Genomic DNA, 22,943 nt, shown 5'->3' with positions numbered 1-22,943 from the left:
TGTCCTTAAGATCACACTATGCACACGTTGTTGGTGGTCCTGCACGTGCTGGGCGTGGTCGTTTGCGTCGGCCCGGCCATGCTCATGCCGTGGCTGGGGGAGCGGGGGCTGCGCGAGAGGGACGGCGACCGCGTTCACCAGGCCGGGCGGCGCACCATGCTGTTCAACGCCCTCACCCTGGTCGCGGCCCTGTTCGGGGTGCTCGCGACGACCACCAGCGACCGCTACTCCTTCGCCGACGCCTGGCTCATCATCGCCTCGACCCTGTACGTCGTGGCCGTCGTCAACGGCGCGGCCGTCATCCCCGCGGTGCTCGCGCGCATCGGCAAGGAGCTCCAGGACGCGCACGGGGTCATGGACGGGGAGCTGCTGGAGCAGCACCGCGGCCGCCTCCTGGCCCTCTCCGGCCTCAACCTCGTCTTCTACACCGCCGTGGTCATCCTCATGGCCTGGCGGCCCGGTGCGAATTTACGGCTCCGCAGGCGTTCGCCGTGGCCGCGTCCCGGCGCGTCAGTTCATCGCCGGGTCGGACGGGTAGTGCGCGACCGCGGACAGCATGCCGCCCTGGCGCTTCCACACCATCGACCACAGGTCCTCGGGGCTCGCGGAGAACGGGTCGGCGGGGAGGGCGTCGAAGACCATCCACGCGCCCGCCTCGATCTCGGACTCCAGCTGGCCCGGCGACCAGCCCGCGTACCCGGTGAAGACGCGCATGCCCTCCAGCAGCGGCGCGACCTCGTCGGGGTCCCGGGACAGGTCGAGGGTGCCGAGTCGCCCGAGCACGGGCCGGAACGCGTCGGAGAAGGGCGCGTCGGCCTTGCGCCAGCCGAGGCCGATCGCGGCGTCGGGCTGGACCGGCCCGCCCTCGAACAGGACCGCCGGGTGCCCGGCGAGCACCGCCCACTGGTCCAGGTAGTGGGCGACCTTGCGTTCGGTGGCGCGGTTGAGGACCACGCCGAGGACGCCGTCGGACTCGTGCCCGACCCCGATGACGACGGTGCGGTCGAAGTTGGGGTCCTGAAGACTCGGCGTGGCGACGAGCAGACTGCCCACGAACGACCTCGTCCGCGCGGGCGTCGTCTCACGGCTCACCATGGCTCCACCTCCGTTCTGCGCCCGCCTCAGCAAGGAGTGCTCGGGGTCCTGGGTGCGGCCCGGTTTCACCCGCACGGTATCCCGCGGGAGCGCGCTTGCAGCAAGGTTCTCGCACTTTCCGGAGAATTACACCGTGGTGTCGGGAGCCCGACAGTTGTTTCCTCACGGAGGGTGCGCAGGAGGGGACGATCCGCCGTCGAGGAGGTCGTCGCAAGTGGAGAAAGGGGCCCCAGGTTCCCCTGGGGCCCAAGTGATATAAGACCGGCGCTACCGGAGCCCGGCGAAGAGGTCGTCCTCGGGCAGGCGCGACTCGATGCGGGACTCGACGAGCTCGTAGTCCTCGGTCGGCCACGCCTTCTCCTGGATCGCGCGCGGCACGGCGAACCAGAACCCGTCCGGGTCGACCTGGGTCGCGTGGGCCTTCAGGGCCGCGTCGCGGATCTCGAAGTACTCGGCGCACTCGACGCGGGTGGTCACCCGCTCGCTCTTGTCGCGGGTCCAGTCCCCGGCGTCCATCCAGTCCTTGTACGGCGACTCCAGGCCCGCGTCGACCATCGCGTAGTGCAGGGCCTCGATGCGCGCCTTGCCGAAGCCGTGGTTGTAGTACAGCTTCAGCGGCTGCCACGGCTCGCCGCGGTCGGCGTACCGCTCCGGGTCCCCGGCGGCGTCGAAGGCCGCCACGGAGATCTCGTGGGTCTTGACGTGGTCGGGGTGCGGGTAGCCGCCCTCCTCGTCGTACGTGGTGACGACGTGGGGCCGGAACGAGCGCATGATCTCCACCAGCGGCGCGGCCGCCTCCTCGGTGGGCACCAGGTAGAACGCGTCGTCGGGGAGCGCGATGCCGGAGTCGGGGAGCCACCCGTCGGGCAGGCCTGAGTCGGTGAACCCGAGCCAGTGCTGCTGCACGCCGAGGATCTCGCGGGCGCGGGCCATCTCCTCGCTGCGCACGCGGGGGAGGTTCTCCTGGATCTCGGGGCGGTCCATCTTGGGGTTGAGGACGTCGCCGCGCTCGCCGCCGGTACACGTGACCACGAGGACCTCGATGCCTTCGCGCACGTAGCGCGCCATCGTCCCGGCGCCCTTGCTCGACTCGTCGTCGGGGTGGGCGTGCACGCACATCAGACGCAGGGTGCTTCGGTTCGTCACAGCAGTCGACCTCGCTGGCTGGGAGACAGGGATCCTCATCGCTCGGACCGACTCGCGCACCGCGGTAGTTGTCGGCTCCGGCATTCTGTGCAACGATACTCGATAATCAATGCTTCCCGGTTTCTCCCGGAATCCGGACTCCCGGCGGCGAAGCCGCTGATCGCGAAGGAAAGCCGCGCCAATGACTGAGACGCAGACCACGGACGGACGCGTGCCGGAAACGGCTGACGTGTCCTTCCCCGACGGTCGCTACGGTCACCGCCGCGAACCCTCCAAGCGCCGCCCGGGGGTGACCGCGGTCCTCACGGCCGGGGTGATCACCGCGGGCGTCGTCGCCGCCTGGCTCCTGGTCCAGGCGAACGGCCAGAACGACGTCACCGAGCGCCTGCTCGCCTACGACGACTCGATCGAGGGCCAGGTCGCCGTCACGTTCGAGGTCTACAAGCCGGCGGGCGAGGGCGCCACCTGCGCCGTCCGCTCCCGCGACCTCGCCGGGGCCGAGATCGGCTACGCCGAGGTGGAGGTCCCGGCGGACGACTCCACCCGCGTGGAGATGACCTACGTCCTCCCGGTGGAGGGCGACGCCAACACCGGTGAAGTACTGAGGTGCTGGCAGGCCGATTGAGCACAGACTTCCGGCCCGTCGCACCGCATTCCGGTCGGCGGGCCTTTCGCTATCCGGGGCCCGCGCCCGGCACGCGGCGCGCTGAGGCGGGACCCGCACTACGGATCGCACTAATCGGAGGATTGAGAACACATGGCTACCGACGCTAACCAGGGCACCTGGCTGACCCAGGAGGCCTACGACCGCCTCAAGGACGAGCTGGACGAGCTCGTCGCGAACCGACCCCTCATGGCCGCGGAGATCAACGCCCGCCGCGAGGAGGGCGACCTCAAGGAGAACGGCGGGTACCACGCCGCCCGCGACGAGCAGGGCAAGCAGGAGGGGCGCATCCGCCAGCTCGAAGACCTGCTGCGCAACGCGAAGGTCGGCGAGGCCAAGGACTCCGACGAGATCCAGATCGGCACCGTCGTCACCATCGCGTTCGACGGCGACCCCGACGACACCGAGAAGTTCCTCCTCGGCTCCCGCGAGATCGCCGCGACCACCGACCTCACGGTGTACAGCCCGGACTCCGCGCTCGGCGCGGCGATCCTGGGCCACAAGATCGGCGAGACCGTCGTCTACAAGACCCCCAAGGAGATCGAGATCTCCGTCAAGATCGTCGAGGCCGAGAAGTTCCTCGGTTAGCACCGCGCGCGAAAGGGGGCCCTCCGCGGAGGGCCCCCTTCGGCGTTCCTACGCGCGCTGGGTCCAGCCGACGTCGATCCGCTTGCCGTACTTGTCGAAGTAGTGCAGCGCGTCCATGTGGACGGCGACGGTGATCGGCTGCCCCGCGGACACCGGGATGTGCGGGGGGAGGCGGAAGACGAGGTCCGCGGGCTTGCGGATGGGGCCGTTGTCGGTCTCGCCGCGGCGCTCGGCCGGGGCCTGCCCGAAGCCGGAGAACAGGCCGCCGAGGCGCCGCCGCGGCTTGGAGCCCGAGCGCGCCAGGTCCGGCTTGTCGCCGATGCCGTCGGGGACGACCGCGGTCGCGCCGATGTCGAGGAACACGAGCGTCTCGTGGCCGTGGTGCTCGTAGAAGCGGACGCGGCCCTGGATCGACTGGCCCGGGTGGCCTTCGGCGACGGGCGCGAGCGCCTCCGCGCGCATCCCGACGACGATGTTCTCCCCGTGGTAGCGGGCGACGGCCCGGCCGCGCAGGTCGTGCCAGGGCAGGCGCAGCTCCTGGTCGCCGAAGTCGAGCGCCACGTAGCGGTCGAGGAAGACGTTCACGCGCGCTTCGAGGAGGTTCATGCGCGGGGTGCCGAGGAACGCCGCGACGTACATGGTCGCGGGCCGCTCGTACACCTCGTCGGGGGTGCCCACGTCCTGGAGGACGCCCTTGCGCATGACCGCGACCCGGTCGGCCATCGTCAGGGCCTCGGTCTGGTCGTGCGTGACGTACAGGGTGGTCGCGTCGTGGCGGCGCACCAGCGAGGAGATCTCCGTGCGCAGCTCCGCGCGCAGACCGACGTCCAGGTTGGACAGCGGCTCGTCCATGAGGAACAGCTTGGGGCGCCGCACCAGGGCCCGGCCCATCGCGACGCGCTGCTGCTGGCCGCCGGAGAGCTGGCTCGGCTTGCGGTCCACCAGGTCCGAGATGCCCAGGGCCCCGGCCATGTCGCCGACGGCGTCGGGCACGGACTGCGCGCCGTTGCCCTTCCCGAGCTTGAGGGGGAAGCCGATGTTGTCGCCGACGGTCATGTGCGGGTAGAGCGCGAAGGTCTGGAAGATCATGGCGGCGTTGCGTTCACGCGGGGGCAGGTCGTTCGCGTACTCGCCGTCGAGGAGGATCTCGCCGTCCGAGGGCGTCTCCAGTCCGGCGACCATGCGGAGCACGGTGGACTTGCCGCAGCCGGAGGGGCCGAGCAGGACGAGGAACTCGCCGTGGTTGACCTCCATGCTCAGCGAGTCCACGGCCAGGGTGTCGCCGGGGAACACCTTCGACACGTTCTTCAGCGTGACAGCAGTCACCGTTGACTCCAGGGGTTCAAGGGGATGGACGGGTTGCGGTCGGGTGGCGGGCCGGACGGCCATGCCGGGCGGCGGCGCTGGGCGGGCGGCCGGTACGTGTCCCGCGAGCTTCGCCACGGTTACGGGATGACTGCTCGTAGCTTAAGCCTTCCGGTCTCCCTGGGTAACGGGGGTCACCCGCTGTTGCAGTAGTGCGGTCGCGTGAGGTGAACGACGATTCACCCTGGGTGCGAGCTGGGGTTTCGGAACCCGAAAATGACCGCCCAAGGGGCACCGGAATCGACATTTCGGTCGCTGGCAATCGTTTTCGGGGCGTTCGGGAGAAGCGCGGAACCGGCCCCGGAACCAGGTGCGGGCACCGTCCGCACCGCGGGCACTACGATCGAGGCGTGACGGAGCTCGTGACCCTTTCCGACGTCCGCAAAGCCGTGGACGCGCTCGCCGGGATCGTCCGGCGCACCCCGCTGGAACCCTCCCGCGACCCGGTCCTCGCCGGGGTCCACCTCAAGTGCGAGAACCTCCAGCGGGCCGGGTCGTTCAAGATCCGCGGCGCTTACATGCGCGTCTCCGGCCTCAGCGAGGACGAGCGCCGCCACGGCGTCGTCGCCGCCTCCGCGGGCAACCACGCCCAGGGCGTGGCCCTCGCCGCCTCGACCCTCGGCATCCGCTCCACGGTGTTCATGCCGGAGGCCGCGCCGCTCCCGAAGGTCGCCGCCACCAAGGGGTACGGCGCCGACGTCGTCCTCGGCGGCCTCACCGTGGACGACGCCCTCGAATCGGCGCACCGCTTCGCCGAGGAGACCGGCGCGACCCTCATCCACCCCTTCGACCACCGCGACATCGTCGCCGGGCAGGGCACCATCGCCCTGGAGGTCCTCGAACAGCTCCCCGAGACCGCCACGATCGTCACCTCCGTGGGCGGCGGCGGGCTCATCGCCGGGATCGCGGCCGCGGCCAAGCAGCTCAAGCCCGGCATCCGCATCGTCGGCGTCCAGGCCGAGGGCGCCGCGTCCTACCCCACGTCCCTGGCCGCCGGGCGGCCCGTGAAGCTCGACAAGATGCACACCATCGCCGACGGGATCGCGGTCGGGCGCCCCGGCGACGTGCCGTTCGTGCACGTCGAGCGCCTCGTGGACGAGATCGTCACCGTCACCGAGGAGGACATCAGCCGCGCGCTCCTGTCGCTCCTGGAGCGCAACAAGCTCGTGGTCGAGCCCGCCGGGGCCACCGCGTACGCCGCGCTCCTCAACTACTCGGTGGCCTACGACGAGCCGTGCGTCGCCGTCCTCTCCGGCGGCAACATCGACCCGCTCCTCTTGATGCGCCTCATCGAGCACGGCCTCGGCGCCTCGGGCCGCTTCATGCGCGCGAGCCTGCGCTGCGCCGACCGCCCCGGCGCGCTCGCGACGGTCCTCAGGCTCGTGGGCCGCTACGGGGGCAACATCGTCGACGTCTACCACCAGCGCTCCGACCCGCGCCTGAGCGTCGGCGAGGTCTCCGTGGACCTCTCGATCGAGACCCGCGGTTCCGAACACGCGACCGAAATCGTTGCGGCCCTGCGCGACGCGGGGTACTTCGTGTCGGTGGAGGGTCCTAGCATCTGAGGCATGACGAAAACTCTGGACGAACTCATGGAACCGGGCTGGGCCAAGGCCCTCGCCCCCGTCGCCGACGACGTCGCCAAGATGGGGGAGTTCCTCCGCAACGAAGTCGCCGAGGGCCGCAAGTACCTGCCGGCCTCCGAGCACATCCTCCGCGCCTTCCAGCAGCCCTTCGACGACGTCAAGGTCATCATCGTCGGGCAGGACCCCTACCCGACCCCCGGGCACGCCATCGGCCTGTCGTTCGCCGTCGCCCCCGACGTGCGCCCCCTCCCCAAGAGCCTCGTCAACATCTTCAACGAGTACCGCGACGACCTCGGCCACCCCCTCCCCGCCAACGGCGACCTCACCCCCTGGGCCGACCAGGGCGTGCTGCTGCTCAACCGCTCCCTCTCCGTCGCGCCCGGCACCCCGGCCTCGCATCGCGGCAAGGGCTGGGAGGCCGTCACCGAGCAGGCCATCAAGGCCCTCGCCGAGCGCGGCGGCCCCGCCGTCGCCGTCCTCTGGGGCGCCGACGCCCGCAAGCTCAAGGACCTCCTCGGCCCGATCCCCTCGATCGAGTCCGCGCACCCGTCCCCGCTGAGCGCCCGCCGCGGCTTCTTCGGCTCCAAGCCGTTCAGCCGCGTCAACGAGCTCCTCGCCGAGCAGGGCGGTGAGCCGGTCGACTGGCGGCTCCCGGCCCTGAACGAGGGCTGAGCGGCCGGGATACGGTTGGACCGTGGGAATCGAGATCCTGGCACAAGAGTTCGGGCCGGAACGCGACCAGGCGATGGCCGGGCCGCTCGGGCTGTTCGTGACCGTCTTCCTCGTCGTCGTGACGATCTTCCTCATCCGCGGGATGAACAAGCACGTCAGACGGCTCAACGAGCGCGTCGCGCGCGAGGCCGCCGCCGCTGAGGCGACGGCCGCCGCGACGGCGGCCGAAGACGACGCCAAACCCGCTTAGACCGTGCCCCGAAAGAACCGCCGCCGGGACTCGCCCCGGCGGCCGACCTCCGGCGCCCAGGACCCGAGCCTCGTCGAGGGTCCCGGCGGCCCCGTCCGCGTGCGCCGCATCCCCGGCGCGGGCGCCGAGAAGGTCTACCGGTGCCCCGGCTGCGACCTTGAGATCCAGCCGGGCACACCGCACGTCGTCGCATGGGCCGACGACGGCGACGGCGACGACCGCCGCCACTGGCACACGGGCTGCTGGAACGCCCGCGACCGCCGCAAGCCCGGCCGCTGGCGCTGAGCCCGTTTAGGGACGGTAGGAACCCACGCGGCGAGGGGTGCGACACAGCGGGTGGCCCCGCACGGGCCTCGGCGGGGATAATTCCGGCGTGGCTGTCATCAGATCCGCGAGCATGCTCCCCGCCAGACGCGAGGCGCTCACGCTCCACACCGCCGACGGGCTCGAACTCGTCGGCGAACTCGCCCTGCCCGCCGACCGCGAGCCAGTGGCGACCATCGTGTGCGTCCACCCGCTGCCCACCCACGGCGGCATGATGGACTCGCACGTCTTCCGCAAGGCCGCGTGGCGGCTCCCCGCCCTCGCCGACATCGCGGTGCTGCGCTTCAACACGCGCGGCACCGAGTCGCAGCAAGGGAAGAGCCAGGGCGCGTTCGACCACGGCGTGGGCGAGCGCTTCGACCTCGCCGCCGCGGTCGAGCACGCCGAGTTCGCCGAGCTCCCGCGGCTGTGGCTCGTCGGGTGGTCCTTCGGCACCGACCTCACCCTCAAGTACGGCCTGGAGCCCGGCGTCGAGGGCGCGGTGCTCCTCTCCCCGCCCCTGCGCTACTCCAAAGAGGAGGATCTGGAGCGGTGGGCCGAGGACGGCCGCCCGCTCCTGGCGCTCATCCCCGAGCAGGACGACTACCTCCAGTACCCGGAGGCCAAGCGCCGCTTCGCCGCCGTCCCGCAGGCCGAGGTCGTCGAGATCCCCGGCGGCGGGCACCTGTGGGTCGGCAAGGCCGAAGAGGCCCTGGACCGCATCGTCTCCCGCATCCTCCCCGGGCACGGCCCGCTGCCGACCACATGGGACGGACCGATGGAGCGCGGCGACACCTCTGCCTACGCCGACAAGACCGTGGCCGCCTTCGGCGGCTTCTTGCCCAAGCCCGAGCGGGACTGACCTGCACTCAGGTCCGCCGACCCGCCCCCGGGCTCAGACGCATTCGAGGAATTCGATGATGCTCGGGGGCATCGCCGTGTCGGTGCAGCCGGTGACGGCCACGAGGTCCTCGCCCTCGATGCGCCAGACGCGGCGCTCGGTCGAGCCCTCGCCGTCGCCGCCCGACCCGCCCGGATAGTCCACTGTGGCCGCGACATAGCCGCCGCCGTCGGCGCACCAGCTCTCCACGACCTCGCCGTCCTCAAGCTGCTCGCTGATGCGCATGCCGAGCACGGCCGGATCGGTGCAGACGGTGCCGGTGCTCTCCGGATTGGTCGCGGCGTAGGTCGCGAGCGCGGCCCCGCCGAGGAGCGCTCCCGTCAGGGCGATGCCCGCGGTCGCGGTGGCGATCGAGCGCAGGCGCGGGCGCAGGCCCACCCGCTCGCGGCCCGGCCGGTAGGGCGCCAGCTCGGTCGAGAGCGCCACGGTCACGGGGCGCAGCCCGCGCCGAGGGAGGAGGCCGGCGGCCACCGCGTCGGGGCGCGGGCCCGGGGCGAGCGGGCCGCCGAGGGGGATGCGGGTCAGGTGCTCGCGGAAGACGTCGGCGGTGGGGCGGCGCCGGGGGTCGGGGCTGAGGGCGGCCCCGATGAGGTCGGTGAGGTCCGAGACGACGCCGGGCACGTGCGGCACGGGGGCGGCGCGCAGCAGCGGGTCGGCGGCGTCCTCGCGGGCGTGGCGCACCCACGGCAGCCGCCCGCCGAGGGCGGCGTAGAGGACGGTGGCGAGCGCGTACACGTCGCCCGCGGGACTGGCGGCGACCTCGCCCGCGACGGCGGCGTCGAGGTGCTCGGGGGCGGTGTAGGGCGAGGGGGGCAGGGGCGCCGCCAGGACGGGGGCGGTGACGTCGTAGGCGGTGAGCTGGAGGTGGTGCCCGGACCCGGCGAGGATGTGCGAGGGCTGGATCGCGCCGTGGATGAGGCCCGCGCGGTGGTACACCGCGACGGCGTCGCTCAGGGCCACGCCGAGGGCGCGCACCTGCCCGGGGGGCATGGGCCCCTGGTCGGCGAGGAGGTCGGCGAGGGTGCGCCGCGCCGTGCCCACCGCGAGGTACGGGCGGCCGTTCTCGGTCAGGCCGACGGCCGAGCTGGGGGACAGATGGGGATGGGCGGGGAGGCCGGTGAGCTTCGCGGCCCATTCGAGGAAGACTTCACGCCGGGAGCCGTCGACGCGCTCGTGCGCGACGGTCACGCACAGGAGGTCGGCGGGGTCGGCCGCGACGGTGCCGCTGAAGACGCTGCACACCGCGTCCCGGTGCAGTAAACGGTCGACGGCGGCGGGTCCGACGGTCTGGGTGCTCGACATCCTCACCTCCTCAGGGGGTCCGCTGATCGGTGTCGTGATTTGGCACTAAATGTGAGGCTATCCCATCCGATCGGTCGAGCGGTAGTCGGCCATCCGGATGTGGCACGAAAGGGTGACCGAACCGGTACGCACGGTCATATCCTTGATCCCGTCCGGAGTCCGATGTGCCCTGTGGGGATCGAGTGTCGGAATTCGGTGAACTGGAAAAGCAACGATTCGGACACGAGACGCATCCGCTGTTGACGGTTGTGGAAAAACGTTGAACTATCGAATCCGTCTTGACCCCAGGGCGACGTCGGTCATGCCCCGGCACCGCCCGGTACGAAGGAGTACTAACAGATGAACGTCAACCGACGCCACCTGCTTACCGGATCCATCGGCGCGGCCGCCGTGGCCCTCGTCGCCTCCGCCTGCGCGTCCGAGGACGGCGACTCGGGCTCGGGCGGTGGCAAGAAGGTCGGCATCGCGATGCCCACGAAGACCTCCGAGCGCTGGATCCTGGACGGCGACAACCTGAAGGCCGCGTTCGAGGACAAGGGCTACGAGGTGAGCCTCCAGTACGCGAACGACGTGGCCGCCGACCAGGTCTCCCAGATCGAGACCATGGTGGGCCAGGGTGTCAACGTGCTGGTCATCGCCGCGATCGACAACAAGTCCCTGAGCGGGGCCCTGGCGCAGGCGAAGGAGGCGGACATCAAGGTCATCGCCTACGACCGCCTCATCCTGGACACGCCGGACGTCGACTACTACACCAGCTTCGACAACACCAAGGTCGGGACGCTCCAGGGCACCTACATCGCCGAGAAGCTGGGCCTGGACGCCGGCGAGGCCGGCCCGTTCAACATCGAGCTGTTCGCGGGCGCGTTGACCGATAACAACGCCAGGTACTTCTTCGACGGCGCGATGGCGGTCCTCCAGCCCTACATCGACGGCGGCCAGCTCGTCGTCCTCTCGGGCCAGACCGACCTGGAGCAGGTCGCCACCGAGAACTGGGACGGCGCCGTCGCCCAGGACCGCATGGAGACCATCCTCACCTCGTTCTACACCGCCGGCCAGCAGGTCGACGCGGTGCTGGCGCCCTTCGACGGCATCAGCCGCGGCATCATCGCCGCCCTGGACGGGGCCGGCTACACCACGATGCCGATCGTGACCGGCCAGGACGCCGAGGTCGACTCCGTGAAGTACATCATCGCCGGCACCCAGTCGATGACCGTCTACAAGGACACCCGCCTGCTCGCGGAGGTCACCGTCGACATGGCGGTGGACATCCTTGAGGGCAAGGACCCGGAGATCAACGACGACACCACGTACGACAACGGCGACCACGTCGTCCCGGCGTACCTGCTGGAGCCGGTGAGCGTCGACGCGACGAACTACCAGGCCGAGCTGATCGACTCGGGCTACATCACCGAGGACCAGCTCCAGTAGCCGACCCGCAACCCTTGCTCTCGGGGGCGCCCCGCACGCCTAGGGTGCCCCCGAACCTCTCTCCCCAGAGCAGTCCAATTCTCCAAATAGGACGAATCAATGTCTGAAGACATCCTCCGAATGCGGGGGATCACCAAGCGGTTCCCGGGCGTGCTCGCACTGTCCGGGGTCGAGTTGGGGGTCAAGCGGGGCACGATCCACGCACTCGTCGGCGAGAACGGCGCCGGCAAGTCGACCCTGATGAAGGTCCTGTCGGGCGTGTACCCGCACGGGGACTTCGAGGGTGGGATCGAGTTCGACGGCGCGCCCGCCGAGTTCCGCAGCATCCGCGACTCCGAAGCCTCCGGCGTGGTGATCATCCACCAGGAGCTCGCCCTGGTCGGCGAGCTTTCCATCGCCGAGAACATCTTCCTCGGCAACGAGCAGAAGAAGCGCGGCATCATCTCCTGGGACCGCACCAACGCCGAGGCCGCCCGCCTCATGGCGCAGGTCGGCCTCCAGGACAGCCCGGCCACGCTGGTCGAGAAGATCGGCGTCGGCAAGCAGCAGCTCGTCGAGATCGCGAAGGCGCTCTCCAAGGACGTCAAGCTGCTCATCCTCGACGAGCCCACCGCGGCCCTGAACGACACCGACTCCGACAACCTCCTCGACCTGCTCCGGCAGCTCCGCGAGGAGGGCGTCACCAGCATCATCATCTCCCACAAGCTGGGCGAGGTGCTGGCGGTCGCCGACCGGATCACCGTGCTGCGCGACGGCAAGTCGATCGAGACGCTCGACACCGAGGCCGACGCGGTCACGCAGGACCGGCTCATCAAGGCCATGGTCGGCCGCGACCTGGAGCACCTGTTCCCGCCGCACGAGCCGAAGACCGGCAAGGTCTTCTTCGAGGTGAAGGACTGGACGGTCCACCACCCCGACCAGCGCCAGCGCGTCATCGTCAACGGGGCGTCGCTGAACGTCGCCCGCGGCGAGATCGTGGGCCTGGCCGGGATCATGGGCGCGGGCCGCACCGAGTTCGCCATGAGCCTGTTCGGGCGCAGCTGGGGGTCCAACATCTCCGGCACCGCGCTCATGGACGGGAAGGCGGTCCAGCTGCGGAACGTCCCCGAGGCCATCGAGGCGGGCCTGGCCTACGCCACCGAGGACCGCAAGCACTACGGCCTGCACCTCGACTACGACCTGCGCGAGAACTTCACCCTCCCCGGCCTCCACAAGCTGTCGAAGCGCGGGGTGGTCGACCAGGACCGGGTCGACTCGGTCTCCGAGCGCCTCCGCAAGGAGTTCGGGGTCAAGGCGCCGTCGGTCCACTCGCTCGCCGGGAACCTCTCCGGCGGCAACCAGCAGAAGATCGTGCTCGGCAAGTGGGTGTTCACCGAACCCGAGCTGCTCATCCTCGACGAGCCGACGCGAGGCATCGACGTCGGCGCGAAGTACGAGATCTACGAGCTGATCCACCGGCTGGTCGACCAGGGCAAGGGGGTCCTCATGATCTCCTCCGAACTGCCCGAGCTGCTCGGCATGTGCGACCGCATCTACGCGATGAGCGCCGGGCACATCACCGGTCAGGTCGACCGGGAACATGCCACACAGGAAGAGCTGATGCGCCTCATGACCCTTGAGACCGCCAGCGGGGGAGAAGAGCAACGCCAATGACCACCGTCCAGACCAAGCCGCGTCCGAGCCTGCTCGGCGCGCTGCGCAACATCAACCTGCGCGCCTACGGCATGATCGTCGCGCTCGTGCTGATCATGATCCTGTTCCAGGTGCTCTCCGTGGCGATCCAGAACCAGAACTTCATCACGGCGCAGAACCTCACCAACGCGATCCTCCAGAACTCGTACATCCTGATCCTCGCGATCGGCATGATGCTGGTGATCGTCAACGGCCACATCGACCTGTCGGTGGGCTCGGTCCTCGCGTTCTCCGGCGCCATGTCGGCGATCGCGCTGTCGCGCTGGGACTGGCCGTGGTGGGCGGCGGTCCTGTTCGCCATCGGCATCGGCGCGCTCATCGGCGTCTGGCAGGCGTTCTGGATCGCGTACGTGCGCATCCCGGCGTTCATCGTGACGCTCGCGGGCATGCTCATCTTCCGCGGCCTGACCCTGAAGGTCCTCGACGCCGAGACCATCGGCACGACGGGCACGTTCAACACGCTCGCCTCCGGGTACGACGTCGGCGGCGTGGAGCTGCGCATCCCGACCCTGGTGCTGGGCCTGCTGGGCGCGGTCCTGTGGGTGTTCTTCCAGGTGCGCGGGCGCGCCCGCCAGAACAAGGCCGGGATCGCCGGCTCCTCCCAGATCGGGTGGCTGGTGAAGACCGTGGTCGTCGCGGCGGTCATCGTCGTGGCCGCGTACACGTTCTACTCGTACAAGGGCCTGCCGATCATCGGCTGGATCCTGCTGGCGCTGGTGCTGCTGTTCACGTTCATCGCGAACCGCACCGTGTTCGGCCGCCACATCTACGCGGGCGGCGGCAACGAGAAGGCCGCGCTGCTCTCCGGTGTGAAGACCAAGCAGACGACGTTCTGGGTGTTCGTGATCATGGGCGCGATGGCCGGCCTGGCCGGCGTCATCGTGACCGCCCGCCTGCACTCGGCGACGCCGGGCGCGGGCAACACGCTGGAGCTGTCGGCCATCGCCTCGTCGTTCATCGGCGGCGCGTCGGTCACCGGCGGCGTGGGCACCATCATCGGCGCCGTCATCGGCGGCCTGGTCATGGGCATCATGAACCAGGGCATGACCGTGCTCGGCATCGCGACCGACACCGTCCAGGTCATCCTGGGCCTGGTCGTGCTGGCCGCGGTCCTGTTCGACGTGTGGAACAAGAAGCGCGCCACCGGCGGCGGCAACGTCCCGCTCGTGGGGGTCACCCCAGGGGGCTCGGGCGAGGCCAAGCGGGCGGCGAAACCCGACGCGAAGGAGCCCGAGAAGGCTTCCAGCACTTAGGGACCGAGGCTCCCCTCGGTAGCAGGAGGGCCCCGCACCGGATCGGTGCGGGGCCCTTCCGTGTCCCTGTCTTACGAGGAGGAGACCTTCTCGGCCGCCTCGCTGCTGCTGGCCTGCTTGCCGCCGTTCTGCGGGCGCTTGCGGCCGTTGTTGGCGGCGGGCTTGTTCACCGGCGCGTCCTGGGGCTCCTCGGTGCGGCCGGCGCGGGCCTCCTCGACGAGCTTCTTGGCCTGGGCGCGGGCGGTGGAGAGGATCGCCTCGGAGTCGCGCCGCGCGGTCTGCTTGGCGGACTTGGAGAGCTCCTCGGCGCGGCGCTTGGCGTTGTCGGCCTTCTTCTCGGCCTCCGAGACGTACTGGTCGCGCTCGCTGCGGACCTGCTCGGCCTCCAGGTTCGCCTGCTCCAGGATCTTCTGGGCCTGGGCCTTGGCTTCGGCGACGAGCCGCTCGCGCTCGGCCTCGATCTCGGCGAGCTCGGCGCGGGCCCGTTCGACGTCGGCCTCGGCCTCGACCTTCGCCTGGTCGGCGTGCTCGCGGATGCGGGCGGCCTCGGCGGCGGCCTCTGCGGTGATCTTGTCCGCTTCGGCGGCGGCCTCCCCGCGGAGGCGCTCGGTCTCGGCGGCGGTCTCCTCGGTGAGGCGGCGGGCGGCGGTCTCGGCGGCCTCGCGCTCCTGGCGGCTCGCGTCGGCGGCCTCGTCGCGCAGGCGCTGGGTCTCGCGCTCGGTCTCCTCGGTGAGGCGCAGGGCCTCGGCTTCGGCGGTCTCGCGCTGGAGACGGGCGGCTTCGGCGGCCTCGGCCGCGAGGGCCGCGACCTTCTCCTCGGTCTCGGCGGTGACGCGCTGGGCCTCGGCCTCGGCCTCCTCGACGCGCCGCTGGGCCTCCTGGCGGAGCCGCTTGGCCTCGTCGGCGGCCTCGGTGCGGGTGAGGGTCGCGTTGTCGGCGGCCTCGGCGCGCAGGCGCGTGGACTCGTTCTCGGCCTCGGTGCGGACGGTCTGCGCGAACGTCTCGGTCTCCTGCTTGAACCGCTCCAGGTTCTCGACGGCCTCGGTGCGCAGGTCTCGCAGTTCCGCCTCGTGCTCGGCGCGCTTGCGCTCGGCCTCGGCCTCGGCCTCGGCGGCGATCCGGTCGGCCTTCTCGCGGGCCTCGGCGACGGCCTGCTCGGAGGCGAGGGCGGCGTCGTCCTTGAGCTGCTGGGCCTCGGTGCGGAGGCGTTCGACGTGAGCGACCAGCTGCCGGGTCTGCTCGTCAGCGGCGGCCCGCTTGTTCTCGGCGTCCTGCTCGGCCTCGGCGACGAGGGCGGCGGCGCGCTCCTTCGCCTGGTCGACCATCGCCTGGGCCTCGCGGGCCCGCTTGTTGATCTCGGCGTCGATGATCGCGCGGCGGTCGGCCTCGGCCTTCTCGGCGGCGGCGCGGCGGGCCTTCAGCGTGGTCTCGAAGTCCTTGCGGGCCTGCTCGATCTGCGCCTCGGCCTCGCGCAGGCGCTGGTCGGCACGCTGGTGCAGGTGCTGGGTCTGGGCGTGCGCGTTGGCCTTGATCTCCTCGGCCTGCTCCTCGGCGAGGGTGAGCATGTGCTCGATGCGCACGCCGAGGTGCCGGTAGGAGGCGTTGTCGCCCGCGGCGCTGCGGCGCCGCAGCTCCTGGATCTGCGCCTGCAACTGCTGGATCTGGACCACGAGCCGGTCGATCTGCGCGAGCGCCTCGGCGCGTTCCCCCGCCAATGTGTCCATCTGGAGCTGCATCTGCTGGAGGTACCGGTCCACCTGCCGCTTGTCGTAGCCGCGCAGGGCCGTCTCGAACCCCCGGTCGATGGGTCCGCCCTCATCGAAGCCGGTCAGGAGTTCGGAATCGTCGAGTCTGTCTTCACGCGCCATGCCCTCATCCTCACGTAAGCCGCGTCCCGCCACCTCCGGATAGGGACCGGATGTGACGGGACGCGGCCGAGCTGTGGTTCCTCCACCGTCGACCTACGCCTACGATCATTCTTCACTGTCGTAGGTCTCGACGGTAACGCGGATTCGCCAGGTTTACTTGTTCGTCGGGTTTTTCTACTTGTCGCCGTCCTGCTGCCCGAGCGCCCCGCCGAGGGCGCCGCTGACCAGACCGCTGAGGTTCCGCAGGGTCTCCTGCACCTGGTCGCGCTTCGCGGTGAGCTCGGACACCTTGGTCTCGGCGTCCTTGGTGACCCGTTCCGCGTCGGACTTGGCGTCGGCGAGCAGCCGCTCGGCCTCGGACTTGGCGTCCGTGACGAGCTTGTTCGCGTCCTTCTTGGCCTTGGACGTGGTGTCCTCGGCGTACTTGTCGGCCTCCGAGCGCTTCTCCTCGCCGCGGGTCTCCGCGGACTTGGCGCGCTCCTCGGCGTCGCGGGCGCGGTTCTCGGCGTCCGACACGAGCTTCTGCGTCTCGGCGACGGCGCGGGTGTGGCGCTCCGACTCCTCGCGCTCGGCCTTCTCCTTGCGCTCGGCCAGTTCGAGGTCGAGGGCCTGGAGGTCCTTGTCGCGCTTCTCCTTCGCCTCGGCGAAGAGCTTCGCGGCCTCGGCGCGCTTCTCCTCCGCCTCGCGGGCGGCCTTGGCGCGCAGCTGGGTGATCTCGCGGTCCGCCGTGGCGCGGAGGGTCGCGACCTCGCGCTCGACGGAGGCCTTGAGCTCGGCGACCTCGTGGCCGGTCGCGGTGCGCAGCTGCTTGGTCTCGCGCTCGGCGTCGGCGCGGAGGGTCTCGCACTCGCGGCGGGCGTTGGTCCGCAGCTCCGCGACCTCGCGCTCCACCTGGGTGCGGAGGGCGTTGGCCTCGCGCTCGGCGTTCTGCTTCAGGGAGCCGGCCTCGCCGCGGGCGGCGTCGGTGATCTCGCGGGACTCAAGGCGGGCGGCCGAGAGGATGCCCTCGGTCTCGCGCTTCGCCTCGGCGCGGTGCTCGTTGGCCTGCTCCTCGGCCAGACGCAGGATCTGCTCCACACGTGTGCCCAGACCGGACAGGGTCGGGCGCGTGTTCTCCTCAAGCTGCTTCTGCTGCTCGGCGAGGCGCTGCTCAAGACCCTGGATGCGCTGCTCGGCCTGGCGCAGGCGACGCTGCGCGTCGGTCATCCGCTGCTCGGCCTCGGTCCGCTGCTGCTCGGTCTGCGTCAGCTTGGCGATGTTCTTCTGGATGAAGTCATCCACTTGGTGACGGTCGTACCCCCGCAACTGCACGGGGAACTCCGGCACCGATTGGTCGTTGTCGAAAAAGGTACTGCTGGAGGGCTGCTGCGACATGGACCAATACTTGCAGACGCGACTGCGAATGTCGACAGCAAGGTCAGGGGTTTGTGGAGGTCGAACCACCCGCAACACTAGCCGCAAATCGGGCGAATCCCTTGGAACGACACGGATGTCGAACGCGGTGAAGTTTCGGTGTCCTCCAGGTATCACCCGAATGGCGTCATCTATCCGACACTGCCGGTGATGCGGGTTCCTGACCTGCAAGGGCCCTAAGCGGGTTCGACCAGTTCCACCAGGACGCCGCCCGCGTCCTTCGGGTGCACGAAGTTGATCCGCGACCCCGCGGTGCCCCCGCGCGGCTCGTCGTACAGCAGCCGCGCGCCCCTCGCGCGCAGCACCGCCGCGGCCTTCTCCACGTCCTCGACGGTGAACGCCAGCTGCTGGAGACCGGGGCCCTTGGACCCCAGGAACTTCGCGATCGTCGACTCCGGCGTCAGCGGCGCGAGCAGCTGCACCTGCGCGCCCCCCTCGGGCCACGCGACCATGACCTCCACGACACCCTGCGCCTCGTTGACCTCCCGGTGCACCGCCCGGCCCCCCAGCGCGCCCTCGTACCATTCCAGGGCCGCGTCGAGGTCGGGGACCGCGATGCCCACGTGATCGATGCGCCGCAATCCGATTCCGTCCGTGTAAGTCATACGATCGAGCGTATCGAGCGAATCGACCAACGGAGGTCCGCCATGAACGACACGGCTTTTGAAGACAGGACAGTCATCCTCGCCGCCGCCCGGACACCCATCGGGCGTTTCAACGGGGCGCTCGCCGACATCCCGGCCACCGACCTGGCCGGGACCGCGATCCGAGCCGCCATCGAACGCGCGGGCGTCGCGCCCGACCTGGTCGACCAGGTCCTCCTCGGACAGGTCCTGTCCGCGGGGTGCGGCCAGAACCCCGCCCGCCAGGCCGCCGTCGCCGCCGGGCTCCCGATGCGCGTGCCCGCCCTCGCCGTCAACAAGGTGTGCCTCTCGGGGCTCACCGCCGTCGGCCTCGCCGACCAGATCCTGCGCGGCGGCGCCGCCGACGTGGTCGTCGCAGGCGGCATGGAGTCGATGAGCCGCGCCCCGCACCTGCTGCCCGGCTCGCGCCGCGGCTTCAAGTACGGCGACGCCGTCCTCCTCGACCACCTCGCCCACGACGGCCTCACCGACGCCTACGACGGCATCTCCATGGGCGAGTCCACCGAGCGCCACCTCAAGGGCCGCGCCATCACCCGCGAGGCCCAGGACGCGTTCGCCGCCGAGTCCCACCAGCGGGCCGCCAAGGCCGCCGAGCGCCTCGCCGAGGAGATCACCCCCGTCGAGACCCGCAAGGGCTACGTGGACGCCGACGAAGGGGTCCGCCCCGAGTCCACCCCCGAGGGCCTCGCGCAACTGCGCGCCGCGTTCACCGAGAACGGCACCATCACCGCCGCCTCCGCGTCCCAGATCTCCGACGGCGCCTCCGCGCTCGTCCTCGCCCGCAAGTCCACCGCCGAGGCCAACGGCTGGGCTTGGACCGCCGAGATCCTCGCGTACGCGACGGTCGCCGGACCCGACAACTCCCTGCTCGACCAGCCCGCAGGCGCCATCGCCAAGGCCCTCGGCCTCGCGGGCGCCACGGTCGCCGACCTCGACGTCATCGAGATGAACGAGGCCTTCGCCGCCGTGGTCCTCGCCTCCGCCGAGACCCTCGGCGCAGGCCTCGACCGCGTCAACCCCGACGGCGGCGCCATCGCCCTCGGCCACCCCATCGGCGCCTCCGGGGCCCGCCTCGCCCAGACCCTCGCCCGCCAGCTCGCCCCCGGGAAGCTCGGCGCGGCCGGGCTCTGCGGCGGCGGCGGCCAGGGCGACGCCATCGTCCTCAAGGGAGCCTGATGGCCCGCACTGAACCCGCCCTCGCCGACCTCGTGGCCGCGGCCCGCGCCGGCGACCGCCGCGCCACCGCGCGCCTGCTCACCGTCGTGGAGAACAACACCGCCGCCGCCCCCGAGCTGTCGAGGCTCGTCAAGGGCGGCGACGCGCAGATCGTCGGCATCACCGGCTCGCCCGGCGTCGGCAAGTCCACGCTCGTGTCCGCGCTCATCGCCGCCTGGCGCGAGCAGGGCCTGCGCGTCGGCGTCCTCGCCGTCGACCCCTCCAGCCCCTTCACCGGCGGCGCGATCCTCGGCGACCGCGTCCGCATGGCCGACCACGCCCTCGACCCCGGCGTCTACATCCGCTCCATCGCCACCCGCGGCCACCTCGGCGGCCTCACCGCCACCACCACCGCGGGCGTGCGCCTCCTCGAAGGGCTCGGCTTCGACACCGTCATCGTCGAGACCGTCGGCGTCGGCCAGGCGGAGGTCGAGATCGCCTCGCTCGCCGACACGACGCTCCTCCTGCTCGCCCCCGGCATGGGCGACGGCATCCAGGCCGTCAAGGCCGGGGTCGTGGAGATCGCCGACGTCTACGTCGTCAACAAGGCCGACCGGCCCGGCGCCGACGGCACCGTCCGCGACCTCAAGGCCATGATGAGCCTCGTCCGCCGCGAACCCGGCGAATGGCGCCAGCCCGTCTGCACCACCGTCGCCTCCGAGCGAAAGGGCATCGACGACCTCGTCGCCGCCATCGGCAAGCACCGCGACTGGCTCTCCGAGGGCGACCGGCTCGCCCTCAAGCGCCGCCAGCGGGCCGCCGCCGAGATCCGCGCCCGCGTGGACGCCGACCTGCGCCGCCGCTACCGGGTCACGGACGCGCTGGCGGAGGCCGTCGCGAACGGGGAGACCGACGTCGCCTCGGCCGCGCGGAGCGTTCTCGGCGACACCGGCTAAACCTCTTCGCCTTCTCACCATGCGGCTTCGTAGACTGGAACGGTGACAGACGCAGCTGAGCAGACACCGGCCCCGGAAACCCACCTGCCGAAGACGTACGCGCCCGTAGAGGTAGAGGCGCGACGCTACGCGAAGTGGGTAGCCGACGGCCGGTTCAAGGCTGCCGACGACTCCGACCGCGAGCCCTACGCGATCGTGATCCCCCCGCCGAACGTGACGGGGCAGCTCCACCTGGGGCACGCGCTCAACCACACCCTCATTGACTGGATGGTGCGGCGCGAGCGCATGCGCGGCAAGGAGGCCCTGTTCCTCCCCGGCACCGACCACGCCGGCATCTCCACGCAGAACGTGGTGGAGCGCCAGCTCGCCGACAAGGAGGGCCTGTCCCGCCACGACCTCGGCCGCGAGGGCTTCATCGAGCGCGTGTGGGAGTGGAAGGACGTCTACCACGAGCGCATCACCTCGCAGATGAAGAAGATCGGCGACGGCGTCGACTGGGACCGCGAGCGGTTCACCCTCGACGACGGGCTCTCGTCCGCCGTGCAGACGATGTTCAAGCGCATGTACGACGACGGCATGATCTACCGTGCCAAGCGCATCATCAACTGGTGCCCGCGGTGCATGACCGCGCTCTCGGACGCCGAGGTGGAGCACCAGGACGACGCGGGCGAGCTCGTGTCGATGCGCTACGGCGACGGGGACGAGTCGATCGTGGTCGCCACGACCCGGCTGGAGACGATGCTCGGCGACACCGCCGTGGCCGTCCACCCCGACGACGAGCGCTACAAGCACCTCCTGGGGACGACCGTGGAGGTCCCGTTCACGGGCCGCCGCATCCCGATCGTGGCCGACGCGCACGTCGACCCCGAGTTCGGGACCGGCGCCGTGAAGGTGACGCCCGCGCACGACCCGAACGACTTCGCGATCGGCCAGCGCCACGACCTGGAGTCGATCCTCATCATGGACGAGCGCGGCGTCATCACCGCACACGGGCCGTTCGAGGGGCTCGACCGGTTCGAGGCCCGCTCGGCGATCGCCGCCGCGCTGCGCGCCGAGGGCCGCATCGTGGCCGAGAAGCGCCCGTACGTGCACGCCGTCGGCCACTGCGAGCGGTGCGACACCACGGTGGAGCCGCGCCTGTCGCTCCAGTGGTTCGTGAAGGTGGAGCGGCTCGCGAAGCTCGCCGGGGACGCGGTGCGCTCGGGCGAGACGAAGATCTACCCGCCGGAGATGGAGAAGCGCTACTTCTCGTGGGTGGACAACCTCCTCGACTGGTGCATCTCGCGCCAGCTGTGGTGGGGCCACCGCATCCCGATCTGGTACGGCCCGAACGGCGAAGAGGTGTGCGTGGGACCGGGCGAGACCGCGCCCGAGGGCTACGTGCAGGACCCCGACGTGCTCGACACGTGGTTCTCCTCGGGCCTGTGGCCGTTCTCGACGTTCGGGTGGCCGGAGGAGACTCCGGCGCTGGACAAGTTCTATCCGACCGCGGCGCTCATCACCGGCTGGGACATCATCTTCTTCTGGGTGGTCCGGATGATGATGTTCGGGACGTACGCCATGGGCAAGGCCCCGTTCGCGGAGGTCGTGCTGCACGGCCTGGTGCGCGACGAGCACGGGAAGAAGATGTCGAAGTCCTCCGGGAACGGCATCGACCCGCTCGAAGTGGTCGACCGGTACGGCGCGGACGCGCTGCGGTTCATGCTCGCCCGCGACGCCAACCCGGGCGCCGACGGCATCGCCTCGATCGGCCTGGCCGAGATCTCCCGGAACTTCTGCAACAAGCTGTGGAACGGGACGCGGTTCGCGCTCATGTCGGGCGCCACGGTCGACGGCGACCTGCCGACCGACCCGTCGCTCATCGACCGGTGGATCCTCTCGCGGCTCTCGCACACCGTGGAGGCCGTCGACTCCTTCCTGGAGCAGTACGAGTTCGCGAAGGCGATGGACGCGCTGTACCACTTCGCGTGGGACGACGTGTTCGACTGGTACCTGGAGCTGACGAAGCCGGTGCTCGCCGAGGGCGGGCCGCGCGCGGAGGAGACCCGCCGCGTCATCGGCCACGTCTTCGACCAGCTCCTGCGCCTGCTGCACCCGGTGATCCCGTTCGTGACCGAGGAGCTGTGGCTCACGCTCACCGGGACCGAGGAGGACGGCGGCTCGCTGACGGTGGCCGCGTGGCCGACGGCGGCGGGCGCCGACGACGAGGCCGAGCGCCTCGTGGGCGCCCTCCAGCACCTCGTGACCGAGGTGCGGCGCTTCCGCTCGGACCAGGGCGTCAAGCCCAGCCAGCCGGTGCCCGCGCGCCTGACGGGCCTGGACGCGGCGGGCCTGGCCGACCAGGAGCCGCTCATCCGCGCGCTCGTCCGGCTGGAGGCCGAGGGCGAGGGCTTCACGCCCACCGCCGAGCTCGCCGTCTCCGACCAGGCCGCGGTCGCGCTCGACACGTCGGGCACGATCGACGTCGCCGCCGAGCGAGCGCGGCTCGAAAAGGCCCTGAAGGCCGCGGAGAAGGAGCTCGCCGGGACGGCCGCGAAGCTCGGCAACGAGGCGTTCCTCGCGAAGGCCCCTGACGCCGTGGTCGACAAGATCAAGGCGCGCAAGGCGACCGCCGAGGCCGACATCGCCCGCGCCACCGCGCAGCTCGCACGACTCGCTTAGG

General features: G+C 70.9%; 20 protein-coding genes and 1 pseudogene. 14 read left to right on the top strand and 7 right to left on the bottom strand.

The window, feature by feature from the left end; all coding sequences use genetic code 11:
• Positions 1 to 18: 18 nt before the first annotated feature.
• Positions 19 to 399: pseudogene (locus ACFFXY_RS14430) on the top strand (DUF2269 family protein); the annotation flags it as partial.
• Between the two features lie 111 nt (positions 400 to 510).
• On the opposite strand, the gene ACFFXY_RS14425 reads toward ACFFXY_RS14430, so the two are convergent.
• Positions 511 to 1,095, bottom strand: coding sequence for a YqgE/AlgH family protein (locus ACFFXY_RS14425; protein WP_360056441.1), 585 nt, complete (start codon positions 1,093 to 1,095; stop codon positions 511 to 513).
• Positions 1,096 to 1,362: 267 nt separating this feature from the next.
• Positions 1,363 to 2,214, bottom strand: coding sequence for a mycothiol conjugate amidase Mca (gene mca, locus ACFFXY_RS14420; RefSeq protein ID WP_382351604.1), 852 nt, complete (start codon positions 2,212 to 2,214; stop codon positions 1,363 to 1,365).
• Between the two features lie 208 nt (positions 2,215 to 2,422).
• On the opposite strand from mca, the gene ACFFXY_RS14415 reads away from it, so the two are divergent.
• Complete coding sequence (locus ACFFXY_RS14415) at positions 2,423 to 2,866, top strand: DUF4307 domain-containing protein (RefSeq protein ID WP_382351601.1); 444 nt, start codon at positions 2,423 to 2,425, stop codon at positions 2,864 to 2,866.
• A gap of 132 nt (positions 2,867 to 2,998) precedes the next feature.
• Positions 2,999 to 3,493 carry a transcription elongation factor GreA gene (gene greA / locus ACFFXY_RS14410; RefSeq protein WP_382351598.1) on the top strand — a complete coding sequence of 165 codons (495 nt, stop codon included), beginning with the start codon at positions 2,999 to 3,001 and terminating at the stop codon, positions 3,491 to 3,493.
• Between the two features lie 48 nt (positions 3,494 to 3,541).
• Here greA and ACFFXY_RS14405 read toward each other — a convergent pair whose 3' ends face one another.
• Entirely contained in the window at positions 3,542 to 4,819 is a 1,278-nt protein-coding gene (locus ACFFXY_RS14405) for an ABC transporter ATP-binding protein (protein WP_382351595.1), read from the bottom strand.
• A 389-nt stretch (positions 4,820 to 5,208) separates the two neighbouring features.
• Between ACFFXY_RS14405 and ilvA the strand changes: the two genes are divergently transcribed.
• The 5 genes from ilvA (at position 5,209) to ACFFXY_RS14380 (ending at position 8,531) form a co-directional block, all read left to right on the top strand.
• Entirely contained in the window at positions 5,209 to 6,423 is a 1,215-nt protein-coding gene (ilvA, locus tag ACFFXY_RS14400) for a threonine ammonia-lyase (RefSeq protein ID WP_382351592.1), read from the top strand.
• Between the two features lie 3 nt (positions 6,424 to 6,426).
• Positions 6,427 to 7,116 carry a uracil-DNA glycosylase gene (locus tag ACFFXY_RS14395; RefSeq protein WP_382351589.1) on the top strand — a complete coding sequence of 230 codons (690 nt, stop codon included), beginning with the start codon at positions 6,427 to 6,429 and terminating at the stop codon, positions 7,114 to 7,116.
• Positions 7,117 to 7,138: 22 nt separating this feature from the next.
• Entirely contained in the window at positions 7,139 to 7,366 is a 228-nt protein-coding gene (locus ACFFXY_RS14390) for a hypothetical protein (protein ID WP_382351586.1), read from the top strand.
• A 3-nt stretch (positions 7,367 to 7,369) separates the two neighbouring features.
• Positions 7,370 to 7,651 (top strand): Rv1322 family protein, encoded by a 282-nt coding sequence (locus ACFFXY_RS14385; protein ID WP_382351583.1) that lies wholly within the window; start codon positions 7,370 to 7,372, stop codon positions 7,649 to 7,651.
• Between the two features lie 112 nt (positions 7,652 to 7,763).
• The gene (locus ACFFXY_RS14380) at positions 7,764 to 8,531 is read left to right on the top strand and encodes an alpha/beta hydrolase (RefSeq protein WP_382352008.1); all 768 of its coding nucleotides are present in this window, start codon (positions 7,764 to 7,766) and stop codon (positions 8,529 to 8,531) included.
• 33 nt (positions 8,532 to 8,564) lie between these two features.
• Here ACFFXY_RS14380 and ACFFXY_RS14375 read toward each other — a convergent pair whose 3' ends face one another.
• Positions 8,565 to 9,872: a protein kinase domain-containing protein gene (locus tag ACFFXY_RS14375; protein WP_382351580.1), complete on the bottom strand. Its 1,308-nt coding sequence runs from the start codon at positions 9,870 to 9,872 to the stop codon at positions 8,565 to 8,567.
• 339 nt (positions 9,873 to 10,211) lie between these two features.
• Here ACFFXY_RS14375 and chvE point away from each other — a divergent pair, with 339 nt between their 5' ends.
• The 3 genes from chvE to mmsB all read left to right on the top strand — a co-directional run bounded on the left by chvE (position 10,212) and on the right by mmsB (position 14,245).
• Positions 10,212 to 11,300, top strand: coding sequence for a multiple monosaccharide ABC transporter substrate-binding protein (chvE, locus tag ACFFXY_RS14370; RefSeq protein ID WP_382351577.1), 1,089 nt, complete (start codon positions 10,212 to 10,214; stop codon positions 11,298 to 11,300).
• A gap of 99 nt (positions 11,301 to 11,399) precedes the next feature.
• Complete coding sequence (gene mmsA / locus ACFFXY_RS14365; RefSeq protein WP_382351574.1) at positions 11,400 to 12,953, top strand: multiple monosaccharide ABC transporter ATP-binding protein; 1,554 nt, start codon at positions 11,400 to 11,402, stop codon at positions 12,951 to 12,953.
• Positions 12,950 to 14,245 (top strand): multiple monosaccharide ABC transporter permease, encoded by a 1,296-nt coding sequence (gene mmsB, locus ACFFXY_RS14360; protein WP_382351571.1) that lies wholly within the window; start codon positions 12,950 to 12,952, stop codon positions 14,243 to 14,245. The genes mmsA and mmsB overlap by 4 nt, the downstream gene beginning before the upstream one ends.
• Before the next feature lie 71 nt (positions 14,246 to 14,316).
• Here mmsB and ACFFXY_RS14355 read toward each other — a convergent pair whose 3' ends face one another.
• The 3 genes from ACFFXY_RS14355 to mce form a co-directional block, all read right to left on the bottom strand.
• Positions 14,317 to 16,113, bottom strand: a complete 1,797-nt coding sequence (locus ACFFXY_RS14355; RefSeq protein ID WP_382351568.1) for a DivIVA domain-containing protein — start codon at positions 16,111 to 16,113, stop codon at positions 14,317 to 14,319.
• 174 nt (positions 16,114 to 16,287) lie between these two features.
• Complete coding sequence (locus ACFFXY_RS14350) at positions 16,288 to 17,487, bottom strand: cell division protein DivIVA (RefSeq protein WP_382351565.1); 1,200 nt, start codon at positions 17,485 to 17,487, stop codon at positions 16,288 to 16,290.
• 215 nt (positions 17,488 to 17,702) lie between these two features.
• Positions 17,703 to 18,131, bottom strand: a complete 429-nt coding sequence (mce, locus tag ACFFXY_RS14345) for a methylmalonyl-CoA epimerase (RefSeq protein ID WP_382351562.1) — start codon at positions 18,129 to 18,131, stop codon at positions 17,703 to 17,705.
• A gap of 42 nt (positions 18,132 to 18,173) precedes the next feature.
• On the opposite strand from mce, the gene ACFFXY_RS14340 reads away from it, so the two are divergent.
• Genes ACFFXY_RS14340 through ACFFXY_RS14330 form a run of 3 tightly spaced genes read left to right on the top strand, consistent with a single transcriptional unit; the run spans position 18,174 to position 22,942 of the window.
• Complete coding sequence (locus tag ACFFXY_RS14340) at positions 18,174 to 19,346, top strand: acetyl-CoA C-acyltransferase (protein ID WP_382351560.1); 1,173 nt, start codon at positions 18,174 to 18,176, stop codon at positions 19,344 to 19,346.
• A complete protein-coding gene (gene meaB, locus ACFFXY_RS14335) occupies positions 19,346 to 20,281 on the top strand; it encodes a methylmalonyl Co-A mutase-associated GTPase MeaB (RefSeq protein WP_382351557.1) in 936 nt (311 codons plus the stop codon). The genes ACFFXY_RS14340 and meaB overlap by 1 nt, the downstream gene beginning before the upstream one ends.
• Before the next feature lie 42 nt (positions 20,282 to 20,323).
• Entirely contained in the window at positions 20,324 to 22,942 is a 2,619-nt protein-coding gene (locus ACFFXY_RS14330; RefSeq protein WP_382351554.1) for a valine--tRNA ligase, read from the top strand.
• Position 22,943: the final 1 nt, after the last annotated feature.

Origin of the sequence: Glycomyces mayteni, from assembly GCF_042428885.1 — a bacterium.
GTDB lineage: Bacteria > Actinomycetota > Actinomycetes > Mycobacteriales > Micromonosporaceae > Glycomyces > Glycomyces mayteni.
Note: the sequence above shows the minus strand (reverse complement) of the source record. Positions and strands in the feature narration are given on the sequence as shown.